Genomic DNA, 23,852 nt, shown 5'->3' on the forward strand with positions numbered 1-23,852 from the left:
CCGGGCGTCTTCGGGACTGCATCGCAACAGTCGAAGCTCAGGCCGCACGAGGTCCGGCAAGATCCCCAATGCATGCCGTACCCTCAAGGAGACTGCCCATGCACCGTTCTATCAGCGAAGTCAGCACCGATTCCCCCAGTGTCAATCTCAAGAAGCTGTGTCGTCATTTCAGTCACAAGATCGAGGTGAGCTTTGATGATGAGTGCGGCGATATCAAATTTCCTTTCGGCCGGGGGCTGCTCGAAGCAACTGACGGGCAGCTGCGAATCACGGCCGAAGCAGACGACATGGAAGCCTTGGCCAAGACCGAGCAGGTTCTGGCCGATCACCTGGTGCGCTTCGGCTCAAAGGAAACGCTAGTCGTTCAGTGGCATCGTCAGGCCTGAGCTGCATTCATACTCAACGCACTACAAGGCAAAAACCCAATGAACACTGCTTCAGCCACGCGCATCTTTTCAAGCCACTGGCTCACCGCCTTCGCTATTACCGCAGGCATCCTGTTCGCTTCCCATGCCACTGCCGCACCGCGCACACTGGAAACTGCTTATGGCGAGGTCGCGGTCGATGGCCAGCCCGAGCGCGTTGTCACCCTCTATGAAGGTGCCCTGGATACTGCCCTGACTGCCGGGATCACCCCACTGGGAACCATAGCCACACGTGGCGGCACCGGAGTTGCCGCCTATCTTCAGGATAAGGCCAAGGACGTCGCAATAGTCGGCACCTCTCGAGAGTTAAATCTTGAAGCCGTCGTGGCGCAACAGCCTGATCTGATTCTGGCCTCACCGCAGCTGTCGAAAGAACAGTACGAATTGCTGTCGGGCCTGGCGCCTGTCATCGTTCCGCCGATGGCAGGCTGGAAAACGGACAACTGGAAACAGGAAGCCCGGTTGTTTGCCAAGGCACTGGACCGCGAAGCCTCGATAGAGCAGGCAATTGAGGCCGTAGAAGGCCGCACGGAACAGCTTGCCGAAAGCATGCATTCGCGCTACGCCGAAAACGATCGCAGCGCCTATCTGGTGCGCTGGATGCCGCAGGGTGCGCTGGTAATGTCTTCGCAGCTGTTCACCACCGGGTTGCTCAGCGCGGCAGGGTTCGAGGTCGAAGATGGCGGGCTGGTCAACGGCGAACGCCCTCACAGCGACTTGCTAAGTCTGGAAAACCTTTCCCGCGTTGACGGCGACTGGATGTTTCTGGCGACGCTGAACGAAGAAGGCCGGGCAACCCTCGACGCCGCGCGCAAGTCATCGGCCTTTTCTCGTCTTGATGTAGTGCAGCGCGACCGCGTGATCCCGGTGGATGGCCAGCTGTGGACGAGTGCTTCAGGTCCGCTTGCAGCCCAGGCGGTGCTTGACGGCATCGAGTCCGTGATACAGCAATAGGGCAAGATCAGGTGACCAACGCAGGATCAACGCGAGCCGGTCTTGGCGTCACTTTCTGTGGCGCCGGCATTGCACTTGCCATTGTCTGTCTGGCGAGTCTGTTGATCGGCGCCGGCAATACAGGCGCTGATCTCGCACTGGCGACGCTGCTCGGCCAGAGCAGCAACGAGGAAGCGCGGTTCGTAGTCTACGAATTGCGCCTGCCACGCATGCTGATGGGGTTGGCCGCCGGTGCCGCGCTGGGTGTTGCCGGTGCGTTATTGCAGGCGGTGACGCGCAATCCGCTGGCGGAGCCTGGTCTGTTGGGCGTCAGTGCCGGCAGCGGCCTGGCCGTGGCGATAGCCATTGCACTCGGCTCCAGCGCCACGACCCTGCGTATTTCGGTCGCGCAGCTGGGCGCCCTGGCCGGTTGTCTATGTGTGCTGGCAGCAGCGCGGACCCGCGGCGTTGGCAGTGATCCGATCCGTCTGGTCCTCGCCGGCGCGGCTTTCTCCGGCTTGCTGTTCGCGCTTACCTCGTTGTTGCTGTTGCTTGACCAGCGCACCGCTGATGAAATTCGCTTCTGGCTGGTCGGTAGCATTGCCGGCCGCAGTATGGATCAGGTCACAGCGATACTTCCGTCCATGGCCCTGGCCGCCGTGCTGATCCTCCTGGTAATCAGGTCACTGGCGGCGCTGGCGCTGGGCGAGCGAACCGCAGTGGGGCTGGGGCATCGACCGGAACTGGTACGCCTGACGGTAGTGGTTGCCGTTGCGCTACTGGTCGGTGCGACCACCGCCGTGGCCGGACCTATCGCCTTCATCGGCCTGGTGGTCCCCTTTGCTGCACGTGCTCTGGCCGGGTCGGATATCCGCCGTGCGCTGTGGCTGTGCCTGCCGCTGGGGCCGTTGACTGTTATCGGTGCCGACATACTATCGCGGGTCGTGGTGCAGCCGTCCGAATTACCCCTCGGGGTGCTTACAGCCATGCTTGGCGCTCCGGTACTGGTCGCGGTAGTGCGCGCCAACCGCTTACCAAGCCTGTGAGTATCCGCATGCACGGAGTCGACCACGCCCTCGCATTCAACCGCGTACCGGTCAGTGCCCCAATGGCTCCAGACGGTACATGGCTGCTCAGATTGCCGGGCAAGCGCAGCGTCCTGATCGATCGACGGGCCACCCTTGCTTCTTTGTTGCTCATTGGTCTGCTGGTAATCACCTCGATCCTGTCGCTCTGCCTGGGCACCGTGACACTTTCACCCGGCGAGGCGCTTGCGGGCGTGTTCGGTGAAGGGCCAGCGATGGCCAACTTCATGGTCAGCCAATTACGCCTGCCGCGCCTGGTCGCAGGTTTGCTGGCTGGCGCTGCGTTCGCCATGGGCGGCTGCCTGATGCAATCACTGGCGCGCAACCGTCTGGCTACACCGGGGATCATAGGGATAGATAACGGCGCAACCGCCTTCGCCGTCGCCTCGGTTGTTGGCATGACCGTGAGCCTGGCGCCGCCGGCAATGGCGTTGATCGGTGGAGCCACCGCCACTGCGCTGACCTTCGGTCTGGCCGGCGGGGCGGGCACGCGCGGCTATCGCTTCATTGTTATCGGTATCGGCGTGGGGGCCGTGTTTGGCTCGCTCACCCAATTAATGTTGGCACGGGTCGCGATCGATGTGGCCAACGCAGCCTTCCCCTGGACCGTCGGCACGCTCAATGCGCGCCCTGCCGGCGCAGTAACCACCCTAGCCATAGGACTGTTGATTGGCGTTCCTGCCGGGATGGGCCTGGTTCGCTCGCTGGCGGTGCTGCGCTTTGCGGATCCCGTCGCCATCAGCCTGGGCTTGAAAGTCGGCCGCATCCGCTTTCTGGCTCTTTTCCTGGCGGTGGGGCTGACCGCGCTAGCAGTCACTGTGGCCGGGCCGGTGGGATTGGTCGGCCTGATGGGGCCGGAAATAGCCCGTCAGCTGTCGGGGCGTGGCGTGCCACTGTTTGGCTCTGCGCTGGCCGGTGCGCTATTGATGATTCTCTCGGACCTGGTCGGCCGCATGCTGATGCCCCCGCTTGAAGTTCCGGTGGGTATCATCGTCGCGGTCATAGGCGGGCCCTACCTTCTTTGGATTTTGCTGCGTAGCGAGAGGATGACGCCATGAGCGAAGAGCACGCTGTACCAGCCGCACGGTTGCAAACGCGCGGTCTGGATCTGGCCTATGGCGACGCATCGATTATCGAGGACATGAATCTGTCTTTCCCCGATGCACAGGTTACCGCCATCGTTGGCCCCAATGGCTGCGGCAAATCCACCTTGCTTGCGGGTCTGGCCCGGCTACATGCGCCGCGCGGGGGTGCCGTACTGCTCGATGGCAAGGACATTCACCGCTTGCCAACCCGGGAAGTGGCCCGGCGGGTTGCTCTCCTGCCGCAGGATACGCAGGCGCCGGAGGGCATGACCGTCAGTGAGCTGATACGCTTTGGCCGGCAGCCGCACCAGGGCTGGCTGCGTCAATGGTCCGATGAAGATCGCGATATCGTTGCGCATGCGCTAGCCGTTGCCGACCTGCAGCAACTGGCACAGCGTCCGCTGGACTCGATGTCCGGCGGACAGAGGCAGCGCGCCTGGATTGCCATGGCCATCGCCCAGCAGACGCCCCTTCTGTTGCTGGACGAACCGACCTCCGCGCTGGATCTCGGCCACCAACTCGAAGTGTTCGAGCTGATCCGCCGGCAAGCCCACACCGGCAAGACCGTGATCATGGTGGTGCATGATCTGGCCAGCGCCTGTCGCTTTGCTGACAACCTGGTCGCGATGCATGCCGGGCGCGTTATCGCACAGGGGCCACCGGATCGAATTATCACGCCTGAGCTGATCCGGGAGCTCTATGGGGTGGACTGTACGCTGCTGGCCGACCCGGTTACCGGAACGCCGATTCTTGCCGGTGTACGCCGGGCGTAACGCCTGTTATACGCCGAAGGGGCCGTTGGCCCACACCAATGCCACCAGCGCCAGCGTCTCACCCAGCTCCACCAGTGCGCCGGCGGTATCGCCGGTGGTGCCGCCGAGACGGTGCTTGAGCAAAGCGCGATAGCCCACCGCGAACAACAGCACCACGACCAGCCAGGCGAGGCCGCCAATGATCAACATGGCGAAACCGTGCACAAAGAGCACGGCCGGCAACCAGCCGCGCGGCATGTGTTCGTAAATGGATTCGCCCAGGCCGCCGGGCCGCACATAGGGAGTGGACTGCAACAAAGCCGGCAACAACCAGCGCCCGATCCACGGCGCTACCAACAGTACCCACCAGAGATTGGATTCGATAATGGTGATTAGCGCTGCGTATTTCACCAATAGCGTGAGCAGTAGCGCCAGCACCCCCATCGGGCCGCAATTCGGATCTTTCATGATCGCCAGGGTGCGCTCGCGATCGCCGCGCCCGCCGACCCAGGCGTCTGCGGTATCGGCCAGACCGTCGAGGTGCAGCCCGCCGGTGATCAACACCCAGAAACCAAGCAGCAAAGCAGCCTGCAAGGTAATCGGCAAGTCTGCGAGCAGCCACTGCACCACAATCAACAGCAAGCCAATGACGAGACCCACCACTGGATACCAGAGCAGCGACGCGCCCGACTCTTCCCCCCGCGGCGGCTGTCGTAGCCGAATCGGCAGAATGGTCAGAAATTGCAGCGCTATCATCATTGGGGTCATGCAAAACTCTCCGTAATGCTGGTCAACACGCGTAGCGAATCAGCTGGCCGTGGCTTACCTCAACCTGCAGCAAGTCACGATCGGGCAAGGACCGCGCCCGGGCAAGCAGTAAGCGCATGACGCCGGCGTGGCTGATGATCAGGATACGCCGACCGGCATGCATACGTTGCAGGTTCGTCATGGCGGCCAGCACCCGCTGCCGAAATGCGCTAACCGGCTCAGCGCCCGGCGGCGTGAAGGCGTAGGGATCATCCCAGAAACGCGCCAGTAATTCAGCTTGATCCAGCATCAGATCCCGCGGGTGCCGCCCTTCCCATTCGCCGAAATGCAGCTCGCGCAGGTCGGGCTGGATCATCCATGCGACTCCCCGTTGCTGCGCCAGTTCGGCGGCAAACTTTGCGCAACGCTGCAAGGGAGAGGTGACGATCAGATCCCAATCGAGGTTTTCGCGAACCGCCTGACGCATCTGCTCCCAACCGGACTCGGTCAGCGCGTCATCCAGGCTGCCGCGAAAACCACCGCCGGATACGGTTTCGCCGTGGCGCAGCAGATCAACAATCATTCCCCGATCCCTGCGCAAACCGCTGCCCCTGCAAAGGTTGCCATTTCATTGTGAAGATTACACGCCAGCCGCAGCAGCGGCACTGCAATGGCTGCGCCGCTGGCCTCTCCAAGCCGCATGCCCAGGTCAAGCAGCGGCCGCGCATCGAGGGCCGCGAGCACCGCATCATGCCCCGGCTCGGCACTGCGATGGGCAAACAACAACCAGGGCCGGCAGGAGGGATTGACTCGCACCGCGCAGAGCGCAGCGACCGAGCAAATGTAGCCGTCAACCAATACCGGCACGCCGTACTGGGACGCTGCGATATAGGCGCCGACCAGCGCTGCGATTTCCAGACCGCCCAGACAGGTTAAAGCATCCAACGGATCGGCAAGCTGTGCTGCATGCAATTGCAATCCACGCTCAATCACTTTGAGCTTGTGCGCCACGCCTGCTGCGTCGAGCCCTGTACCCGCGCCAACCAGTTGCTGCGGTGCAACGCCAAGCAGTGCGCTGGCAAGGGCGCAGGCGCTGGTGGTATTGCCGATGCCCATTTCCCCGGCAATATAAAGATCACAGCAGCCGCCAATCGCCGCTTCTACCAGCGCATCTCTGCCGGCGTTCAATGCCTGCTGACATTGCGCAGCGGTCATGGCCGCTCGCCGGGTGAAGTTGGCCGTGCCGGGTGCAATATGACGCTGGATTACGCCGGGCGGGGGCGTTATCGGCTGCGCCAGGCCAAGATCATAAACCCGCAGCTGCGCGTCGAGAGCGCGGGAAAGCACGGCGATCGCCGCGCCACCGCCTGCGAAGTTATGCAACATCTGACCGGTGACGGCCTGGGGGAAGGCCGATACGCCCTCTTCCACCACGCCATGGTCGCCCGCAAAGATATCAATGCACAGGTAATCGATCACCGGGCGCGAACGGCGCTGCAACGATGCGAGGGTAACGGCCAGGTCTTCAAGTACGCCCAGTGAACCGGGGGGCTTGGTCAGTTGACTCTGACGCGCCAGGCTCTGCTGCTGAACTTGCACATTCACATTCTGAGCGGCGCGTTGCCACCATGCTTCATTCATGGTTTTTCCCCCTTCAGAGTCATCGGCAAACCGGCCACGCAGAAGGTCACCCGATCGCTTATTTGCGCCAGGCTCTGGTGCAACCAGCCGGCGGCATCGACATAACGGCGCGTCAGTTCACCCATGGGGACCACGCCGAGCCCCGTCTCGTTGCTCACCAGAATGACTTGTCCGGTCAATGTCGGGAGCAGATCGAGCAAACGCTGTTGTTCATTGGCCATGCGCTGCGGGTCCGGATCCAGCAACAGGTTGGTCAGCCACAAGGTAAGGCAATCAACCAGCACGCACTGATCGGCTGCGCACCTTTGATCGAGCGCATCGGCCAATGCCAGCGGCTCCTCAATCAAGAACCATTCGGAAGGACGCTGTTGCTGATGAATGGCGATACGCTCGGCCATGGCAGCATCCAGCGCCTGGCTGGTAGCAATGTAAGTGACGGGCAGATTGGACGCGCGGGCGCGCTGTTCAGCCAGCCGGCTTTTGCCCGAGCGGGCGCCGCCGAGTATCAGCTCAATCAAGGATGTATTCCTAACAAGGCATCAAGTCTTTCGGTGTCGAGATGGTTTTGGACCAGATCGGCGAGGCGGTCGATGTCGCGTGCTCGCAAGGCCGCGTAATCCTGTATCACCGGCGCATCGAGACCGGCCCATTGCAAAAGCGCACGGCTGGCGTCGGGGGATTCGAACAGACCGTGCAAATAGGTGCCGGCAATGAGCTGATCAGCGCTGAGCGCGCCATCCGGTCTTTCGCCCTCGAGCTTAACCAGAGGCGAATCCAGAGCCGGGCCGGCACTGACGCCGGCGTGTATTTCATAGCCCTGCACCGGCGCCTGATCAAGCGTCAGGTGCCCAGTCACCTGCGCCAGGCGCTTGCTGGCGTGTAGAGTGGTGGTGAAATCCAGCAGCCCCAATCCCTCGGCGCTACCGGGCGGCCCCTCCAGACCCAGCGGGTCATCAATCTGCGTACCCAGCATCTGGAAGCCGCCACAGATACCCAGCAGCCGCCCGCCATAGCGCAGGTGCCGCTGGATCGCGTTGTCCCAGCCCTGCTCCCGTAGAAAGGCAAGATCGGCCCGCACGCTCTTGGATCCCGGCAGGATGATCAGCTCCGCCGCCGGGATGGGCTCCCCGATCCGCACCAGCTGCAGGTCGACCTGCGGATGCAGGCGCAGCGGATCGAAGTCGGTGTGATTGCTGATACGCGGCAACACTGGCACGACTACCTTGAGCGCGTGAGCGCTTTTGTCCGGTTGCCGGGCGTTGATAGCGTCTTCTGCCTCAAGATGCAGATCATGCAGGTAGGGCAACACTCCCAGTACCGGAATGCCGGTGCGTTGTTCCAGCCAGTCGATACCGGGTTGCAACAAAGCAATATCCCCACGGAATCGATTGATCACGAAGCCCTTTACCCGCGCACGCTCACTCGGCGACAACAGCTCCAGCGTGCCCACCAGATGAGCAAACACACCGCCCTTGTCGATATCGGCAATCAGCAGCACCGGACAATCCACCGCTTCGGCAAAGCCCATATTGGCGATATCGCCTTTACGCAAATTGATCTCTGCGGGTGAGCCGGCGCCTTCGACCATCACTACCTGATACTGGCTGGCGAGCCGAACATGTGAGCTGAGCACCGCCTGCATCGCTATGGGTTTGTAGGCGTGGTATTGAACTGCATCCATGCAACCGACCGCCTGACCATGAATGATGACCTGCGCGCCGACATCGGTGTTGGGCTTGAGCAGCACCGGATTCATGTCCGTGTGCGGAGCCAGCCCTGCGGCTTCGGCCTGCACCGCCTGAGCGCGGCCGATCTCACCACCGTCCACCGTGACCGCCGAATTGAGCGCCATGTTCTGCGGCTTGAACGGCGCGACCTTGATACCGCGCCGTGCCAACCATCGACACAATGCCGTCACCAGCGTGCTCTTGCCGGCATCCGAGGTGGTGCCCTGGACCATTAACGTGGGCATGTGATCTCCGGGAAAAGTTGTGCCAGTGCAGATTCGAATCGTGTCCAATCAGCATCGCTACCCGGCAGGCCGATGCGCAGCGCCGACAGCTGATCGAACAGCCGCGTCAGTATTCCTTGTTCGGCCAACGCCTGATGCAGCGCAGCAGCCCCGATATGCGGTATCCATTGAAATAGCGCGCAGCCGCCCTGCGGTGCCAACCCATATGCAGTGAGCAAGCGCGCAAGGCGTTGGCTATCGAAATGCATCCGCTCGCGCCAGATCCTCTGGGTTGGTTTGTCTGCCAGCGCATGCCGCCCGACATGCCGAGCCGGCCCGCTGATAGACCAGGGGCCTAGTATTTCTGCGAGGGAAACAAGTAAATCGTGTTCGGCCAGCACAAAGCCCAGCCGCGCGCCGCCGAGCCCGAAAAACTTGCCCAGCGAACGCAGTACAATCAGGCCGGGCGCACCGGTGTAGGGCGCCAGACTGATCTCCGGGGTGGGATCTACGAAAGCTTCGTCCACGATCAGGCCGCCACCACGGCTGGCCAGTCGCACGTGCCAGTCCAACAACACGGCCGGTGGAAAAGCCCGGCCAGTGGGATTGTTCGGGTTGACCACTACCAGCACGTCAATACGGTCGAGCATTCCCTCAATCTCATCGCCGGATAGCGATACCGGCGTACACCCGGCACGTTTCCAGGCATGGCGATGCTCGGCATAGCAGGGCTCCACCAGCCCGACTCGCCGCCCCGAAAACAATGCCGGCAGGGCCTGAATAGCGGCCTGCGAGCCGGCTACGGGTAGCGCGCTTTCCACTTGATAGTATTCCTGAGCAACCTGCTCGAGACCGTCATCGTCCTCCGGTAGACGCTGCCATGCCTCAGCGGGTATCGAGGGCAACGGCCAGCTGTAGGGTGCCAATCCAGTGGAGAGATCGAGCCAGTCATCGATTGGAATGCCATAGGTGATGGCTGCCTGACGCAGGCGCCCGCCGTGTTCAAGCAAGGTCCGGTCCCCATAATGCCACTGCGATCAACACCCATAAAACGACGCCGCAGCGCACCAGTCGCAGCGCCCGAAAAATATCCGCCGCACCGGGTGCCGGCCCGGAGCCGAGTATCGGACGTTCATGCATGACCCCGCCGTAAATCGCGGGTCCGCCTAGTTGTACACCCAATGCGCCCGCACCTGCGGTCATGACCGGACCGGCATTGGGACTGTCCCAACGTGGTGCCTGCTCGCGCCAGCAGCGCAGCGCCAGCCGGGTCTTACCACACAGGGAATAGGTCAGCGCGACCAGCCGCGCCGGGACAAAATTCAGCACATCGTCAATCCGCGCCGCGGCCCAGCCGAACTGCTGAAAACGCGCATTGCGATAGCCCCACATAGCATCGAGGGTATTGGCCAGTCGATACACCACCACCCCCGGCGCGCCCAGCACGGCAAACCAGAACAAGGCAGCAAAGACCGCATCGCTGCCATTCTCCAGAACCGACTCGGTGGTCGCTGCCGCCACGGCGGTTTCATCGAGCCCGCTAGTATTACGGCTGACGATCCGGCCAACGGATTCACGGGCGGCGTGAAGATCGCCCGTGGCCAAGGCGCGGGCGACCGGTAACGCATGCTCGGACAGGCTACGCAGCCCTATGGCCAGATATAGCAGTAGCAGCTCGACCAGCCAGCCGATATCGGGAATCAGGCTGAGTAGCCAGGCCATCAGCGTGAGCGGCAATACCGCCAACGTCCAGGCGAAACACCCAGTCAAACGCCTCGATGTGCCGCGATTGAAGCGCCGTTCGAGGACTGATGCGTAAGCGCCAAACCCGACCAGCGGATGCCAGCGCCGGGGCTCGCCGAGCAACTGATCCAGCAGCAGCGCGGCCAGCATGATCGGCGCCATCAGCACATCCGCCTTTCATAGTTGGGCATGTGCCGGGGCTGTGTCATAACTGGCCCCAACTGTCGGTAAATATCAGCTCATCCAGCGGCTTGCCCTGCGTCCATCCCAGCTCCTCCAACATGGGGCGCGCATAGAACGCATCGACCGGACCCAGACAGAGCACCGCCACGGGTCGCGCACCGGACGGCATATTCAACAGTTGTGCCAGCGCCAGCGGATCGAACAGCGACACCCAGCCCATGCCCAAGCCTTCGGCGCGGGCAGCCAGCCACATGTTCTGGATGGCGCAGGACAGCGAGGCGAGATCCATTTCGGGCAAGGTGCGGCGGCCAAACACATGCGCGTCTCGGCCTTCCGGCAGCGCCGCAACCAACAACTCGGCGCACTCGAGAATGCCTTCCACCTTGAGCTGCATGAATTCATCACTGCGTTCACCCAGGGCCTCGGCGGTCAAACAGCGTTCGGCGTCGACCAGTTCATGAATGGCTTGCCGCAGAGCGGGATCAAGCACGCGGACAAAACGCCAGGGCTGCATCAGGCCAACGCTGGGTGCCTGATGCGCTGCCTGGAGTAGACGCGCCAGCTGCTCCGGCGCCACGCTGCCGCCGCTGAAATGTCGCATGTCCCGACGCTCGCGGATGGCGCGGTATACCGCGTCGCGCTCTGCAACAGAAAACGCCTGGCTATTCATGGCCGAAACAGCGCTGCCGCGGCGTTGGGATCGCTTGGCAGATACAGATGGATATAGGAAGCCGTCGTTCGTCCAAGGCGGTACACCGCTTCGGCGGTGCGCCGATAGTTCGGACACTCGCCACGAGCCAGCGGCTCCAACGCACAATCCAGCGAGGAATGGTGAAAGGTATGACCGCGCAATACGCCCTCCGGAAACGCAACCTGCTGCAGCGCCAGCGCGGTGAGGCGCTTTTGCATGACTGCCCGCGCAGGCAGCAACCCGACCAGCTCGGCTGATAGGCCTTCGGCATCGGTCAGCGTCTCGCAGAGATAGAGCATCCCGCCGCACTCAGCGAGCATCGGCTTGCCGGCGCGGTGATGACGGCGGATCGCCTCCGCCAGCTCACTGTCAGCCGCCAGTTGCTGCAGGTGCAGCTCCGGATAACCGCCGGGCAGATACAGGCTATCGACATCGGGCAGCATGCTGTCGACCAGAGGCGAAAAGAACACCAATTCGGCGCCCATGCGCCTCAGTAAGTCGAGGTTGGCCTGATACAGAAACGCGAAAGCCGCATCGCGGGCGACGCCGATACGCACGCCAGCAAGCAGCGGCTCAACCTCTGCGCCCGGCTCGCCTTCGAAGCGGACCGCCTCTGGCAATCGGGCCCCGGCGCTGGCTTCCAAAGCGTCCGCAGCGGCATTGAGGCGAACGTCGATATCATCCACCTCATCGGCTTGAACCAGACCCAGATGCCGGCTGGGCAAAGCCAGCGCCGGATCACGCGGCAAAGCGCCGTACCAGTGCATGCCCTCTGGCAGACAGTCGCGCAGGATTTCAGCATGGCGGGTGCTGCCGAGCTTGTTTGCCAACACGCCGGCAAAGGGTAGATCGGGCTGGTAATGCGCCAGTCCGTGGGCCATGGCACCGAAGGTCTGCGCCATGCCGGAACCGTCGATGACCCCGAGAATCGGCACGCCAAATCGCCGTGCCAGATCCGCCGCCGAGGGCGTGCCGTCGAACAGCCCCATCACGCCTTCGATCAGAATCAGATCGGCATCGCCCGCCGCATGCCACAGCAACTGACGGCTCTCGACTTCACCGGTCATCCACAGATCAAGCTGGTATACCGGGCGGCCACTGGCGCGTTGCAGAATCATCGGGTCGAGGAAATCCGGCCCGCATTTGAACACCTGAACCCGTCGTCCCTGCCGGGTATGCATCCTTGCCAGCGCCGCGGTAACGGTGGTTTTGCCCTGCCCTGAGGCAGGCGCGGCGATCAGTAACGCCGGGCATGAACGGGTATTCAAAACTCGACTCCCTGCTGCGCCTTGATGCCCGATTTGAACGCATGCTTGACCACGCCCATCTCGGTGACCGTGTCCGCTGCGTCGATCAGCTCATCAGGCGCGCCGCGCCCGGTCACTACCACATGCTGATGCATCGGCCGCGACGCGATATCGCGCAATACCTGCTCCAGATCCAGATAGCGGTACTTCAGCGCGATATTCAACTCATCCAGCACCACCAGGCCCACATCCGGATCGCTCATCAATTCCACCGCCACATCCCAGGCCGCGTGCGCCTTGGCGATATCGTCCTGGCGGTCCTGGGTCTCCCAGGTAAAGCCGGAACCCATCACGTGGTAGCGCACTTCATCGGGAAAGCGCCGGAAGAAGGTCTCCTCCCCTGTGCTGCTCGAGCCCTTGATGAACTGCACGATGCCGACCTGCATGCCATGGCCCAGCGCCCGCGCCGCCATCCCGAACGCGGAGCTGCTCTTGCCCTTGCCGTTACCGGTCAGCACCAGCAGCAGACCGTGTTCGTCCTGCGCCTGGGCTATCTTTTCATCCATCAGCGCCTTTTTGCGCTGCATGCGCAGGCGGTGGCGCTCGTCGCGGCCGGGAATCTCACTCATGCCCGGTGATCTCCGGCCGCAACCTGCTGACCAGTGAGTAGGCGCAGCGCAACGTAAACCAGCGCCGCCAAGGCCACGTAAAGCGCCAGAGTGCTCAGGTATTGCGGATAGTAGGTGGCGATGCGCTCGAACATGCCGGCCACAGTCTGATCGCTATGCCGACCCGACAGCCAGTAGAAGCCACCGCTGGAAAACAACTGACACACCAGCGCACTTGCGGCCACGGTGGGCACCAGAATCAGCAGACTGGAGAACTGCTCACGATGCCAGCGCGCATACAGGCGGCCGCCAAACCAGAGCGCGCCATAGGCCGGCACGAGCGTCCAGTACGCCAACGTCATGCAATGGCTATCGCTGGCCCAACCAGTCGACATCAGATCCATAAACAGCGCCTGAAGAAACAGCAGAGGGAATGCCCAGCGCGGACGCAACAGCACCCCCGCCAGGAAAAATACCGCCCAGGACGCACTGGGCAGATTCACTGCGCTGAAATGGCTGCCGCGACTGATTGCCATCAAGAGTACGAGTACAACACCTACAGCCAACTGGCTGCGTTTGGATAGTGCCAACATGGGTCATTCCCCTTTTCGTTTCACGGTTAGGGGAGCCTCTGAAGAACGTAGCGAGCGAAGGTCAGGCAAGGCGAAATCCGACGAGAATGCGCAGTTTACGTGCTGTAAATGAGCAATTTGACGAGGATTTCAACGCAGCATGACCGAGCGCAGTAGTTATTCAGGGGCTCCTTTAAAGTGGTTGGTAGCGCACAGTCAGATAACCGGCCCGGCCTGGCTGTTGATAGCTGGCGGCGGTTTCGTATTGGCTATCGAACAGATTGCTGACCCGCGCCTGCAGCCGCCAGGCGTGGCTGAACCAATAGGTGGCACGCAGGTCGACGGTGTTATAGCCGTGCAGGTCGGTAGTGTTGGAAGCGTTATCCCAGCGGCGGCCTTCGGCATGCAGGCTGGCACCGACACCGATACGCCCGAAGCGGCGATCAATATCCAGATTGAACAGCTGCTCTGCGCGGCGGGCGAGCAGATCGCCCTGCCCAGGACGGGAAGATCGGTTCGCGGGGTCCTGCAAGGTCAGGTTGGTGCGCCAGTCCCAGTTCAGCCACTGGCTGTCCATCTCGAACTCGATACCCTTGATCACCGCCTTGTCGACGTTCTCCGCCAGATAGATGCCGCCGCCCAGGTTTACGCTGGCGATCAGATCTTCCACCTCGTTGCGGAACAGATTGACCGACCACTGACCCCAATCGTATTGACCGCGCAGACCGGTTTCCAGGTTGCGGGAGGTTTCTTCGCTGATGTCCGGATTACCGAAGCCGGGGTAGTACAGCTGGTTAAAGGTCGGCGCCTTGAATGCGGTACCGTAGCTGGCCACCCATCGCAGGTTATCGGACAGCGTCAGGCCATAGCCGAGATTGCCGGTGGTGTGCTCGCCGTGCTGTTCATTGTCATCGTAGCGCAGGCTCGCCTGCCATTCGTGCATACCGCGTTGGCCGAGATACTGCGCGTAATAGCCGTGGTTACCGCGCTGGGACTCGCTGTATTCGGTGGTGCTGCTGACCTCATCGGCCAGATAGTCATAGCCCACCGTGAGCAGATGACCGGGCGCCAGATCGATATCGTTCTGCCAGCCGAGCGTGTCACGGCGGGTATCGAAGCGACTGAAAAAGGTGCTGCCGTTGAAGTTGTCGCTCTTGTCCTCACTGCGTGCAGCCTGCAGCGACACGCGCCATGACTTGAGCGGCGCAAAACGGGCATTGACGCCATGGATGGTCAGCACCGCATCGGAGTTGGCCTTGAAGCCAGAGTCGTAGTCATTGCTGGAATGGGACTCCAGCACATGGCCTTCCAGCTCCAGACCGTTATCGAAACGGTAACCCGCGCGGACATTGCCAGACAGCTCGCGATACCCGTCATGATCCGGCTCGCCATGACTCGGCCGCGCATCAATACCCCGGGTCGACAGACTGGTAACCCCCAGGCTGTACCAGCCATCGCCCACCCCACCGGATATGCCAGCGCTGCCGGCATGGTGATTACGGCTACCCGCCGTCAGCGACATCCAGCGCCTAGTCTCTCCGCCCTTGCCCCGGCGGGTAAAGATCTGGATCACCCCACCAATGGCATCGGAGCCGTACAGACTGGAGCGCGGGCCACGCACGATCTCGATGCGCTCGATCTGCTCCACCGGCAGATTCTGTAACGCCGCATCGCCACTCGTCACCGAGCCAATGCGCGCGCCATCGATCAGCACCAGCACATGCCCGGAACCGCTACCGCGGATACCAATGCTGCCCGCTTTGCCCGGCCCGCCATTGTTGACGATGCTCACCGAAGGCGTACGGCGCAGCAGATCCGGCAGATCGGTTGGTTGAAGACGTTCAATATCGGCGCGATCAATGCGGGTAACCGCACCCAGACTGGCGCCAAGGGACTGGCCGGTCCGCGTTGCGGTAACGACCTGATCATTCAGGGAAAGGGATTCGGCATGGGACAGGCAGGCAGCGGCCGTCAGGGCCAGCGCCAGGGTTGTGCGTGCAAATTTCATCGGTGCTCCGTCACCGTACTCACCCGTACGGCATGGCTGGTTAAAAGCAGCCGCGACGGACAGGGGCAAACGGTTTCGACACAGATGAAATCGCTCCACCCGCAGTGCCCGCCGCACTACTGTGACATGCGACAGGCCGGTCTCCGGACTCATGAGTGGATAACTCCGATGATCCGACCTTCCCATGCGAAGCACAGTGGTCTTGCTGGATCATCCGCCTGGCACACCGTAGTGGCCGGCACTCATTTACCGTTGCGGGGGCAGCGCCGGAATTGTCTGAAGCAGACGCACCGGCTTCCCAGTTTCACCCACCAATTACTGGCAGGAACCTGAAGCAGGCGGAAGGTTAGGAGTTTTGAAACAGGATGTAAAGGACGAACTGGTGCGTCTCGCCCTGAGGTCGTTAAGCCAGGGTCACCCGTACCGCAAGCGGATGCTCGTCGCAGTTGTGCCCGGCGCCGCCACGATCCACCACCAGGAACTCACCCTCTGAATCGAGCACAGACTGGATCGCATGCCAGGTGCCGGCATGATAGTTCACGCCCTGTCGGCCATCGGTGACGAAGGCGCGCACCTGGGTTGGGTCAATAACGTCGCCCGACGGTGCGACGACCACAACGAAACGCTCGCCATGCAGCGGTATAAAGGCCTGACTGCCCAGAGCGTGACGTTCGAGGAACGTCAGTTCCAGCGGCATCTGCACCGGCTGGCTGATGAAGATGCTGATCAGCGTTCGAGCTTCCTCGCCCAGGGTTTCGACCCTGGCCAGATCATGATAACGGCGGGTGCGCCCGCTATTGATCATGAAGAACTCGGCGCGGCGATGATCAATCACATCGCCAAAGGCCACGAAGGCCTCGGGCGTCAGGGGCTCAGCCGTCAGCTGTAACAGTTGTTCGCTCATCTGCTTGCTCGCTCAGCGGCCGTAGTTCGGAAGTTTCATGTGGCGGTTGACGTCCTTGTACAGCAAATAACGGAAGGGCCCCGGGCCACCGGCATAGCAGGCCTGCGGGCAGAAGGCGCGCAGCCACATGTAATCGCCTGCTTCCACTTCCACCCAATCCTTGTTCAGCAGGTACACGGCCTTGCCTTCGAGTACATAGAGGCCGTGCTCCATCACATGGGTCTCGGCGAAGGGAATCACGCCGCCAGGCAGGAAATTGACGATATTCACGTGCATATCGTGGCGCATGTCCTGAGTATCGACGAAGCGCGTGGTGCTCCAGCAGCCGTTGGTGTCGGGCATGACCAGCGGATCAATCAGGTTTTCATTGGTGACGAAGGCCTCCGGTACATCGATCCCTTCGACCTTCTCATAGGCCTTGCGAATCCAGTGAAAGCGCACAGTGGTGTCAGAACTGTTGCGCACCGTCCAGTCACTGCCGGGCGGAATGAACGCGTAGCCACCCGGCTGCATGCTATGCAGCTCGCCGTTCAGGGTCAGATCCAGTTCGCCTTCGACGATGAACAGCACGGCCTCGGCCTGAGGGTCGGTTTCCGGCTTGTCGCTGCCGCCACCGGGCTGCACTTCCATGATGTACTGCGAGAAGGTCTCGGCAAAACCGGTCAACGGCCGCGACAACACCCACAGGCGCGTACCGGTCCAGAAGGGTAAATGACTGGTAACGATGTCGCGCATCACGCCCTTGGGAATGACGGCATAGGCCTCGGTAAATACCGCGCGGTCAGTCAGCAGCTGCGTTTGCGGCGGATGCCCACCGGTGGGGGCGAAATAGGTTCTGGGTTCGTTCGGACGCTGGGCCATGGTGATTCCTTATACGGCGGCTGGAGCAGGATGATGTTCGGCCCAGTGACGGGCAATGTCGATACGGCGTGTCACCCAGACCCGGTCGTGGGCCTCGATGTAATCAAGGAAACGCTGCAACGCGCGGAAGCGTGCCGGGCGCCCAATCACGCGGCAGTGCAGCCCGACCGAGAGCATCTTCGGTTGCTCGCTGCCTTCGGCATAGAGCACGTCGAACGCATCCTTCAGGTAGTTGAAGAAGTGATCGCCGGTGTTGAACCCCTGCGGCGCGGCAAAACGCATGTCGTTGGTGTCCAGCGTGTAGGGCACGATCAAGTGATCATGCAGCTCGCCCTGACTGTCCGCGTCGCGCGTCCAGAACGGCAGATCGTCGCCGTAGTAATCACTGTCATACAAAAAGCTGCCCTCATCCAGCAACAGGCGGCGCGTGTTGGGGCTGTCGCGACCGGTATACCAGCCCTGCGGCTCTTCGCCGTACAGGCGCTCAAATATGTCGATGGCGCGTTGCATGTGCTCGCGCTCTATGGCTTCAGGTACATCCTGGTAATGAATCCAGCGCCAGCCATGACAGGCAATCTCGTGCCCCAGTTCCTTGAACGCCATCGCCACGTCCGGGTGCCGCTCGAGAGCCATGGCCACGCCGAACACCGTCAGCGGCAGCCCGCGCTTTTCAAACTCGTTGAGAATCCGCCACACACCGGCGCGCGAGCCGTATTCATAGATCGACTCCATGCTCATATGTCGCGCAGGGAAGGCCTCAGCGCCGACGATTTCCGAGAGGAAGCGTTCCGAGTGGCTGTCGCCATGCAGCACGCAATTTTCGCCGCCCTCTTCATAGTTGAGCACGAACTGGACGGCGATACGGGCCTGACCCGGCCATTTGGCATGCGGCGGATTCCGGCCGTAGCCGACGAGATCCCGTGGATAAGGGGCGCTGATACTCATGACTGCGTAACCTTTTATATCTGTTGAAAAATCGTGGCGTCCAGACATCCGCCACTTATTTGTTCCGATAAACAGACCGTATCTTTATCTTTTTGACCGGATCGATTGTATACAATTAAACTCAAACTTTGTGTACAAATCCAGAAACAGGCCAAAGCCATGCATATCCGCGTCATCAACCCCAACACCACCCAAGCCATGACGGATACCATCGGAGAAGCGGCAAGGGCTGTCGCCTCGCCCGGTACGCGCATTACCGCCTCCCAGCCCGACAGTGGCCCGGTATCGATTGAAAGCCATTTCGATGAAGCTGTCAGCGTCATGGGCGTCGTCGAAGAGATTCTGGCGGGCGAACGCGAAGGCACCGATGCCTATGTCATCGCCTGCTTCGGCGACCCGGGCATCTACGCGGCGAGGGAGCTGACACGCGCCCCGGTTATCGGGATTGCCGAGGCGGCCTTTCACATGGCCAGTCTGATCAGCACGCGGTTTTCCATCGTCACCACCCTGCCCCGCACCATGATTATCGCCGAACACCTGCTGGAGAGTTATGGCTTCAGCCATAACTGCCGGCGCATTCGCGCGGCGGACATTCCGGTGCTGGATCTGGAGGACAACCCCGACCGCGCGCTGGAGCTCATCATTGAGGAATGCCTGCGCGCCAAACACGAGGACAACATCGGCGCCATTGTGCTGGGCTGTGGCGGCATGGCGGATCTGACACCACAGATTACCGAGGCCGTCGGCCTGCCGGTAGTGGAAGGCGTAACCGCTGCCATCAAACTGGCCGAAGCCGTAGTGGGGCTCGGACTGCATACCAGTAAATACGGCGATCTCGCCTTCCCTCGGCCCAAACCCTTCGTTGGACGCTTCGAGGGCTATTCCAACCTTAAGCTGGACTGAACATTGCTTTAGAAATTCAAACCTAGCCAGGAGCAAACCAATGAATAACAAAACCAATAGCGAGTCGGTCTCATGAGCGTCGCATCCAGCACACAGACTGAGCCATCCGGCCAGACCGCATCCAAGGCGCCGGGCGAGGAATCATTGGCGCCCCAGCAAACCCGTATCATGGGGCGCATTTCCTATCTGCTGGCCTGGTTCGGCGGCTGCGTCTCGATCGGTACGTTCACCATGGGCTCCAGCGTCGTCGGCAGCCTCAACCTGATTCAGGCGACCCTGGCCATCGCCATCGGCTGCTTCGTGATCGGCGTAGCCTTGGCCCTGAATGGTGCAGCGGGGTACAAATACGGCATTCCGTTCATGGTTCAGGCACGCGGCGCCTTCGGCTTTGCCGGTACTCGCCTACCCGGCCTGGTCCGCGCATTGCCGGCGATCGTCTGGTATGGCTTTCAGAGCTGGATCGGTGCCGGCGCGCTAAACATGGTCTCGGCCACGCTGTTCGGCTTCGACAATCTGGTGTTCTTTTTCATCGCCTTCCAGTTTCTGCAGATCGGCCTGTCAGTCATGGGCTTTCAGGGCATCAAATGGCTCGAGAATATCGGCAGCGCTTTCATTCTCGCGTCGCTGGTGTACATGTTCTACAGCACCGTGCAGCGTTACGGGGACGAGCTTTCGACCAACCTGCTGTCCATGGAAGGCTCCTGGGGGCTGCCCTTCTGGAGCGCAACCATGCTGTTCCTGGGCATTTACAGCACCATGATCCTCAACGTCAGCGACTATTCGCGCGAGCACAAGCACGGCTCCAGCCCATCGTTGCTGACCACGCTGTATTCGATGTCGATTCTGCCGTGCACGCTGTTCATGGGTCTGATCGGTTACATGGTCTCGGAAGCGACCGGTGTGGCTGATCCGATTCAGGTCTTCGCCAACGCGGTGGATAACACGCCGCTGCTGATGACCACACTCTTGTTCATCGCCTTCGCTCAGGTGACGACCAACGTCCTGAATAACGTGGTGCCGCCGACCTATATCCTGATGGATGTGTTCAAGCTGAAGTTCCGCCCGGCCACCATCATCGTTGGTCTGCTGGCCTTCGCCACCTTTCCGTGGAAACTGGTGACCGAAGAATCCGCCGCCGGCCTCCAGCTGTTTGTGCAGACCTACTCGGCGTTCCTCGGTCCGATATTTGCCATTCTGGTGGTTGACTACTACCTGATCCGCAAGCGCACGCTGAATCTGCAGCACCTGTACGATGCCCAGGGGCCCTATAGCGGCATGAATTACGCTGCGTTGATCGCGACGGCAGTGGGTGCGGTGGTGGCGCTGACGTTCTCGTCCGTTTCCTGGTACGCCAGCCTGATACCGGCGGGCATAACCTACTATCTGCTGATGAAACACTGGGCCCCCTGCCAGCGCTTCTGTCAGTAACAGCGATCGGAGTCGGCTGGCCTCGATGGATTCCGAGGTCAGCCGCACACCTCCCCCTCATCCTTACTCCGGCGTTGCTACCTCAGGTCGTCTGGCTCTCCTCTCCCTGCTCGACGGCAAATACATCGTGCAGGTCTGGCGTTTCATCAGCCACCTCATCGATGGACAGCGACGATTCGATCGCGTGCAGGTGGGTCTGCATGAACGCGGCCGCACCGTCACTATTCCCCGCCTCGAGCAGATCAACCAACTGATTGTGGTCGTTGCAATCACAACCCAGGTCGCCCGATTGGCCGTATACGGCGAGGATCAAGGACGAGCGCGAACACAACTGGGCAACAAATCGCGCCAGCGTCTGGTTGCCCGCCAATTCAGCCAGACGGCCGTGGAAAGCAGCCGATGCCTTGATCGCCGCACTCTGCTCATCGCCCTGCAGTGCCTGTAGTTCCTGCCGGGCCAGATCGCGCAACGCCCTGATCTGCGAGGCCGTCACGCGACTGGCCAAGCGCGACATGAGCGCCCCTTCAATCATCCGCCGCGCATCGAAGATCTCCCGCGCTTCCTCGGCTGACGGTCGCGCCACGGTCGCGCCTTTACCCGGCGTCAGCGTGATCAACTGCTCCAGCGCCAACCGCTGCAATACCTTGCGAATGCCAGTGCGACTGATGCCGAACACCTCGGCCAACGCATCCTCACGCAGACGCGCACCGGGTTTGAGCCGGTGCTCGATCACCGCATTGCTGATAGCCCGATAAATCCACTCGGAGTGACCGGAGCCTTTTCGGCCAGACTTTTTCGGGGCGAGCGTGACAGGATCATTGTCGGTTTCTTCAGCGGCGGACGGGGACCGGCGTTCCTTCATGTAATGGTGTCTCTTTATGCAGGGCAAGAACGTAAGGGCGGCCCATATTGTATACAAGCAGCTGGAATACAACGATGCTGGATTACACGGGCTTAGAGCTATCGGCTTTAGCGGTATCGTGCTGCAATGGGGCGAGCTGATTCGGTAACCTTCTGAGTTCAGAATAGTTTTGCGTTTTTCCTGTAATCAAATTGCGATGCTGTATGGCGTCCTTCACCGACAGAGCGACATCTAAAGCACCCATGATTTTATCCAGAAAGGCTCTTCTCACGATCGTCGCAATCGCCGTCATCGCAGTGACGGTGTTCTTGATACGTCATTTTCATTGGGACGACCGTCTCTACTACCTTTACAGCACCCGCAACCATGCCGAGGCGTGGCAGGACAAATCGGTTTGGCTCGACAATTATGAGGCCGTTATCCAGGCCCGGCCGGTCTCCGGCGTGTCGGACAACCTCTCTGGATTGACCTTTGACTCCGAACGGCAGCAACTCTGGGCTGTTATCAATGGGCCGAATGAACTGATCGGGCTCAGCCTGGAGGGAGAAGTATTGAGCCGGCACCCACTGCACGGCTTTGACGACGTTGAAGGCGTCGTCCACCTGGGAGATGGACAACTGGCCGTCGTGGAAGAAAGACGGCAAACGCTGGTAGTGATGCCTGTTCCTGAGAGTTCTGGTGTGCTGGAGCGCAAGGACTTCGCCCAACTACGCGTTGAGCTATATCCCGAGGATAATAATGAATATGAGGGCCTCGCATACGACCCGGCGAACGACCGTCTGTACATCGCCAAAGAGCGCGACCCGATGCGGCTATACCAGATCAACGATTTCACCAACGACCTGTCGCAACGACTCCCTCATGACCTGCAAAACGTGACCCGCCCACTCGGCCGCAATCTGTTCCTGAATGATTTCTCCGGGTTAGCTTTTGCCGAAGCGACGGACCACTTGCTGGTACTTAGCGACGAGTCAAAATTGCTGATCGAGCTCGGCACCACCGGCCAGGTCATTAGTTATATGTCCCTTTCCGGCGGCTTCTCGGCTCTGGAGTCGGGGATTCCTCAGGCCGAGGGCGTAACCCTGGATGATCAGGGAAAACTCTACATCGTCAGTGAGCCGAATCTTTTCTATCGCTTCGAAAAGCCCGCTGCGACGCCGCCGCAACCTTGACGATTGAAACCGGACCGAACGAGTGCTGGTTAAAATCAGACTCTGACTGCCCGCTTATCCGCGGGCGGCTTTAAGCCGGTTCTCCCACAAACGTCTGGCAAACCGACGCATATTGGGGATATCGTCCGTTTCGTCCAGAATCGCCTTACCCAGAATGGTTTCGATAATGTCTTCCATCGTTACCAGTCCACCCCAACTGCCAAATTCGTCGTAAATCAGACACATGTGTTGTTGCTCATTCATCATCTGACTCATCAGGGCCTCTACGCTCAATGTGTCTTGAGCAACCTTGACCGGCTTCATCAGTGTTTCGATAGAGGCATCACTCTGCTGGGTTCCTACCAGGTCATAACGGAAGACCACGCCCAATGGCTGCTCTCCTTCATCGATGACCGGATACCGGGAAAACTGGCTTACAGCAACTCTGTCAATGAACTCGCCAATTGCAGTTTCCGGAGCCACATACTCGCAGACTGTTCGTGGCGTCATGATATCGCGCACTTTTATCGTATGAAGATCGAGGATGTTGCCGATAACGCGCTGCTCGTCATCATCCAGCTCGTCCAGCTCGCGCCCCAGCAGCGTAAGTGCCTTGATCTCCTGACGAATGTCATGCGCCGGTGGCTGACCACCCAGAGACCGGGTCACCAGATCCGATAACCATATAAAGGGTTTCAGTATCCAGATCATAGCGCCGAGTAACGTAGGGAGAAACGGCGCAAGCCTGGGCCAATAGCGTGCACCGATGGTCTTGGGAACGATCTCCGAAAGGACCAGAATCAGTAATGTCATGACCGCTGAGGCAACACCCAGATAACCGTCACCGAATACCACTGTTACCTGTGCACCCACGCCGGTAGCGCCAACGGTATGGGCGACAGTGTTAAGCGTGAGAATAGCCGCAAGAGGCCGATCCACATTTTCCTTCAAATGCTTCAAGCGATCGTAAAGCTGCGGCTTGTCCGCTTTTTGATTGGCGATGAAGCTGGGTGTCATCGACAGCAGAGCTGCTTCTAGAATCGAACAAAGGAAGGAAACTGCAATTGAAAGAATAGCGAACGCTATCAGGAGAGTCATACAAGACCATCGTGGCTTAGAAGCCGCAG

The 23,852-nt window shown here is 60.8% G+C and carries 25 protein-coding genes and 1 riboswitch; of the genes, 8 read left to right on the plus strand and 17 right to left on the minus strand.

Annotated features, from left to right (window positions below; all coding sequences use genetic code 11):
• Positions 1 to 98 precede the first annotated feature (98 nt).
• Genes G3M63_RS02230 through G3M63_RS02250 form a run of 5 tightly spaced genes read left to right on the plus strand, consistent with a single transcriptional unit; the run spans position 99 to position 4,301 of the window.
• Positions 99 to 386, plus strand: coding sequence for a DUF2218 domain-containing protein (locus G3M63_RS02230; protein WP_150300118.1), 288 nt, complete (start codon positions 99 to 101; stop codon positions 384 to 386).
• A gap of 39 nt (positions 387 to 425) precedes the next feature.
• Positions 426 to 1,379, plus strand: coding sequence for an iron-siderophore ABC transporter substrate-binding protein (locus G3M63_RS02235; protein ID WP_150300117.1), 954 nt, complete (start codon positions 426 to 428; stop codon positions 1,377 to 1,379).
• Positions 1,380 to 1,390: 11 nt separating this feature from the next.
• Positions 1,391 to 2,404, plus strand: a complete 1,014-nt coding sequence (locus G3M63_RS02240) for an iron ABC transporter permease (RefSeq protein ID WP_150300116.1) — start codon at positions 1,391 to 1,393, stop codon at positions 2,402 to 2,404.
• An 8-nt stretch (positions 2,405 to 2,412) separates the two neighbouring features.
• On the plus strand, positions 2,413 to 3,501 hold the full coding sequence (locus G3M63_RS02245) for an iron chelate uptake ABC transporter family permease subunit (protein ID WP_150300115.1): 1,089 nt from the start codon (positions 2,413 to 2,415) through the stop codon (positions 3,499 to 3,501).
• A complete protein-coding gene (locus G3M63_RS02250; protein ID WP_163981766.1) occupies positions 3,498 to 4,301 on the plus strand; it encodes an ABC transporter ATP-binding protein in 804 nt (267 codons plus the stop codon). The genes G3M63_RS02245 and G3M63_RS02250 overlap by 4 nt, the downstream gene beginning before the upstream one ends.
• Before the next feature lie 6 nt (positions 4,302 to 4,307).
• On the opposite strand, the gene G3M63_RS02255 is transcribed toward G3M63_RS02250, so the two are convergent.
• The 15 genes from G3M63_RS02255 to puuE all read right to left on the minus strand — a co-directional run bounded on the left by G3M63_RS02255 (position 4,308) and on the right by puuE (position 18,375).
• Positions 4,308 to 5,048, minus strand: a complete 741-nt coding sequence (locus G3M63_RS02255) for an adenosylcobinamide-GDP ribazoletransferase (RefSeq protein WP_163981767.1) — start codon at positions 5,046 to 5,048, stop codon at positions 4,308 to 4,310.
• A 22-nt stretch (positions 5,049 to 5,070) separates the two neighbouring features.
• Positions 5,071 to 5,610, minus strand: coding sequence for an alpha-ribazole phosphatase family protein (cobC, locus tag G3M63_RS02260; RefSeq protein WP_163981768.1), 540 nt, complete (start codon positions 5,608 to 5,610; stop codon positions 5,071 to 5,073).
• Entirely contained in the window at positions 5,607 to 6,668 is a 1,062-nt protein-coding gene (cobT, locus tag G3M63_RS02265) for a nicotinate-nucleotide--dimethylbenzimidazole phosphoribosyltransferase (RefSeq protein WP_163981769.1), read from the minus strand. The genes cobC and cobT overlap by 4 nt, the downstream gene beginning before the upstream one ends.
• Positions 6,665 to 7,186, minus strand: coding sequence for a bifunctional adenosylcobinamide kinase/adenosylcobinamide-phosphate guanylyltransferase (gene cobU, locus G3M63_RS02270; RefSeq protein WP_150300110.1), 522 nt, complete (start codon positions 7,184 to 7,186; stop codon positions 6,665 to 6,667). The genes cobT and cobU overlap by 4 nt, the downstream gene beginning before the upstream one ends.
• Positions 7,183 to 8,640 carry a cobyric acid synthase gene (locus G3M63_RS02275; RefSeq protein ID WP_163981770.1) on the minus strand — a complete coding sequence of 486 codons (1,458 nt, stop codon included), beginning with the start codon at positions 8,638 to 8,640 and terminating at the stop codon, positions 7,183 to 7,185. The genes cobU and G3M63_RS02275 overlap by 4 nt, the downstream gene beginning before the upstream one ends.
• Positions 8,628 to 9,629, minus strand: coding sequence for a threonine-phosphate decarboxylase CobD (cobD, locus tag G3M63_RS02280; protein WP_163981771.1), 1,002 nt, complete (start codon positions 9,627 to 9,629; stop codon positions 8,628 to 8,630). The genes G3M63_RS02275 and cobD overlap by 13 nt, the downstream gene beginning before the upstream one ends.
• Entirely contained in the window at positions 9,622 to 10,524 is a 903-nt protein-coding gene (gene cbiB, locus G3M63_RS02285; protein ID WP_163981772.1) for an adenosylcobinamide-phosphate synthase CbiB, read from the minus strand. Before cbiB ends, cobD begins: the two co-directional genes overlap by 8 nt.
• Before the next feature lie 43 nt (positions 10,525 to 10,567).
• The gene (gene bluB / locus G3M63_RS02290; protein ID WP_163981773.1) at positions 10,568 to 11,215 is read right to left on the minus strand and encodes a 5,6-dimethylbenzimidazole synthase; all 648 of its coding nucleotides are present in this window, start codon (positions 11,213 to 11,215) and stop codon (positions 10,568 to 10,570) included.
• Positions 11,212 to 12,504 carry a cobyrinate a,c-diamide synthase gene (locus G3M63_RS02295; RefSeq protein WP_163981774.1) on the minus strand — a complete coding sequence of 431 codons (1,293 nt, stop codon included), beginning with the start codon at positions 12,502 to 12,504 and terminating at the stop codon, positions 11,212 to 11,214. The genes bluB and G3M63_RS02295 overlap by 4 nt, the downstream gene beginning before the upstream one ends.
• Positions 12,501 to 13,112 (minus strand): cob(I)yrinic acid a,c-diamide adenosyltransferase, encoded by a 612-nt coding sequence (cobO, locus tag G3M63_RS02300; RefSeq protein ID WP_163981775.1) that lies wholly within the window; start codon positions 13,110 to 13,112, stop codon positions 12,501 to 12,503. The genes G3M63_RS02295 and cobO overlap by 4 nt, the downstream gene beginning before the upstream one ends.
• Positions 13,109 to 13,684, minus strand: coding sequence for a hypothetical protein (locus G3M63_RS02305; protein WP_163981776.1), 576 nt, complete (start codon positions 13,682 to 13,684; stop codon positions 13,109 to 13,111). Before G3M63_RS02305 ends, cobO begins: the two co-directional genes overlap by 4 nt.
• Positions 13,685 to 13,856: 172 nt before the next feature.
• Positions 13,857 to 15,671: a TonB-dependent vitamin B12 receptor gene (btuB, locus tag G3M63_RS02310; RefSeq protein ID WP_163981777.1), complete on the minus strand. Its 1,815-nt coding sequence runs from the start codon at positions 15,669 to 15,671 to the stop codon at positions 13,857 to 13,859.
• A 116-nt stretch (positions 15,672 to 15,787) separates the two neighbouring features.
• A riboswitch (cobalamin riboswitch) is annotated at positions 15,788 to 16,019 on the minus strand.
• 55 nt (positions 16,020 to 16,074) lie between these two features.
• Positions 16,075 to 16,575 carry an ureidoglycolate lyase gene (locus G3M63_RS02315; RefSeq protein ID WP_218573645.1) on the minus strand — a complete coding sequence of 167 codons (501 nt, stop codon included), beginning with the start codon at positions 16,573 to 16,575 and terminating at the stop codon, positions 16,075 to 16,077.
• Positions 16,576 to 16,587: 12 nt separating this feature from the next.
• Complete coding sequence (locus tag G3M63_RS02320; RefSeq protein ID WP_163981778.1) at positions 16,588 to 17,436, minus strand: bifunctional allantoicase/(S)-ureidoglycine aminohydrolase; 849 nt, start codon at positions 17,434 to 17,436, stop codon at positions 16,588 to 16,590.
• Between the two features lie 9 nt (positions 17,437 to 17,445).
• Positions 17,446 to 18,375, minus strand: coding sequence for an allantoinase PuuE (gene puuE, locus G3M63_RS02325; protein ID WP_256669998.1), 930 nt, complete (start codon positions 18,373 to 18,375; stop codon positions 17,446 to 17,448).
• Between the two features lie 165 nt (positions 18,376 to 18,540).
• On the opposite strand from puuE, the gene G3M63_RS02330 reads away from it, so the two are divergent.
• Both G3M63_RS02330 and G3M63_RS02335 read left to right on the plus strand, forming a co-directional pair.
• The gene (locus G3M63_RS02330) at positions 18,541 to 19,284 is read left to right on the plus strand and encodes an aspartate/glutamate racemase family protein (RefSeq protein ID WP_163981780.1); all 744 of its coding nucleotides are present in this window, start codon (positions 18,541 to 18,543) and stop codon (positions 19,282 to 19,284) included.
• A gap of 72 nt (positions 19,285 to 19,356) precedes the next feature.
• A complete protein-coding gene (locus G3M63_RS02335) occupies positions 19,357 to 20,712 on the plus strand; it encodes an NCS1 family transporter (RefSeq protein ID WP_163981781.1) in 1,356 nt (451 codons plus the stop codon).
• Positions 20,713 to 20,794: 82 nt separating this feature from the next.
• On the opposite strand, the gene G3M63_RS02340 is transcribed toward G3M63_RS02335, so the two are convergent.
• Entirely contained in the window at positions 20,795 to 21,574 is a 780-nt protein-coding gene (locus G3M63_RS02340; protein WP_163981782.1) for a GntR family transcriptional regulator, read from the minus strand.
• 242 nt (positions 21,575 to 21,816) lie between these two features.
• Here G3M63_RS02340 and G3M63_RS02345 point away from each other — a divergent pair, with 242 nt between their 5' ends.
• Positions 21,817 to 22,746: an SdiA-regulated domain-containing protein gene (locus G3M63_RS02345; RefSeq protein WP_163981783.1), complete on the plus strand. Its 930-nt coding sequence runs from the start codon at positions 21,817 to 21,819 to the stop codon at positions 22,744 to 22,746.
• 54 nt (positions 22,747 to 22,800) lie between these two features.
• Here the strand turns inward: G3M63_RS02345 and G3M63_RS02350 are convergent, their stop codons facing one another.
• Complete coding sequence (locus G3M63_RS02350) at positions 22,801 to 23,823, minus strand: CNNM domain-containing protein (protein WP_163981784.1); 1,023 nt, start codon at positions 23,821 to 23,823, stop codon at positions 22,801 to 22,803.
• Between the last annotated feature and the right edge of the window lie 29 nt (positions 23,824 to 23,852).

The organism is Pseudomonas sp. OIL-1, from assembly GCF_010669185.1.
In the GTDB taxonomy this organism is placed as follows: domain Bacteria; phylum Pseudomonadota; class Gammaproteobacteria; order Pseudomonadales; family Pseudomonadaceae; genus Halopseudomonas; species Halopseudomonas profundi.

Excerpts from the sequence above, each read along its gene's own strand:
- G3M63_RS02230 (WP_150300118.1), top strand. The coding sequence starts at position 99 with ATGCACCGTTCTATCAGCGAAGTCAGCACCGATTCCCCCAGTGTCAAT.
- G3M63_RS02235 (WP_150300117.1), top strand. The coding sequence starts at position 426 with ATGAACACTGCTTCAGCCACGCGCATCTTTTCAAGCCACTGGCTCACC.
- G3M63_RS02245 (WP_150300115.1), top strand. The coding sequence starts at position 2,413 with ATGCACGGAGTCGACCACGCCCTCGCATTCAACCGCGTACCGGTCAGT.
- G3M63_RS02250 (WP_163981766.1), top strand. The coding sequence starts at position 3,498 with ATGAGCGAAGAGCACGCTGTACCAGCCGCACGGTTGCAAACGCGCGGT.
- G3M63_RS02255 (WP_163981767.1), bottom strand. The coding sequence starts at position 5,048 with ATGACCCCAATGATGATAGCGCTGCAATTTCTGACCATTCTGCCGATT.
- cobC (WP_163981768.1), bottom strand. The coding sequence starts at position 5,610 with ATGATTGTTGATCTGCTGCGCCACGGCGAAACCGTATCCGGCGGTGGT.
- cobT (WP_163981769.1), bottom strand. The coding sequence starts at position 6,668 with ATGAATGAAGCATGGTGGCAACGCGCCGCTCAGAATGTGAATGTGCAA.
- G3M63_RS02275 (WP_163981770.1), bottom strand. The coding sequence starts at position 8,640 with ATGCCCACGTTAATGGTCCAGGGCACCACCTCGGATGCCGGCAAGAGC.
- cbiB (WP_163981772.1), bottom strand. The coding sequence starts at position 10,524 with ATGGCGCCGATCATGCTGGCCGCGCTGCTGCTGGATCAGTTGCTCGGC.
- bluB (WP_163981773.1), bottom strand. The coding sequence starts at position 11,215 with ATGAATAGCCAGGCGTTTTCTGTTGCAGAGCGCGACGCGGTATACCGC.
- cobO (WP_163981775.1), bottom strand. The coding sequence starts at position 13,112 with ATGAGTGAGATTCCCGGCCGCGACGAGCGCCACCGCCTGCGCATGCAG.
- G3M63_RS02305 (WP_163981776.1), bottom strand. The coding sequence starts at position 13,684 with ATGTTGGCACTATCCAAACGCAGCCAGTTGGCTGTAGGTGTTGTACTC.
- btuB (WP_163981777.1), bottom strand. The coding sequence starts at position 15,671 with ATGAAATTTGCACGCACAACCCTGGCGCTGGCCCTGACGGCCGCTGCC.
- G3M63_RS02315 (WP_218573645.1), bottom strand. The coding sequence starts at position 16,575 with ATGAGCGAACAACTGTTACAGCTGACGGCTGAGCCCCTGACGCCCGAG.
- G3M63_RS02320 (WP_163981778.1), bottom strand. The coding sequence starts at position 17,436 with ATGGCCCAGCGTCCGAACGAACCCAGAACCTATTTCGCCCCCACCGGT.
- G3M63_RS02330 (WP_163981780.1), top strand. The coding sequence starts at position 18,541 with ATGCATATCCGCGTCATCAACCCCAACACCACCCAAGCCATGACGGAT.
- G3M63_RS02335 (WP_163981781.1), top strand. The coding sequence starts at position 19,357 with ATGAGCGTCGCATCCAGCACACAGACTGAGCCATCCGGCCAGACCGCA.
- G3M63_RS02340 (WP_163981782.1), bottom strand. The coding sequence starts at position 21,574 with ATGAAGGAACGCCGGTCCCCGTCCGCCGCTGAAGAAACCGACAATGAT.
- G3M63_RS02345 (WP_163981783.1), top strand. The coding sequence starts at position 21,817 with ATGATTTTATCCAGAAAGGCTCTTCTCACGATCGTCGCAATCGCCGTC.
- G3M63_RS02350 (WP_163981784.1), bottom strand. The coding sequence starts at position 23,823 with ATGACTCTCCTGATAGCGTTCGCTATTCTTTCAATTGCAGTTTCCTTC.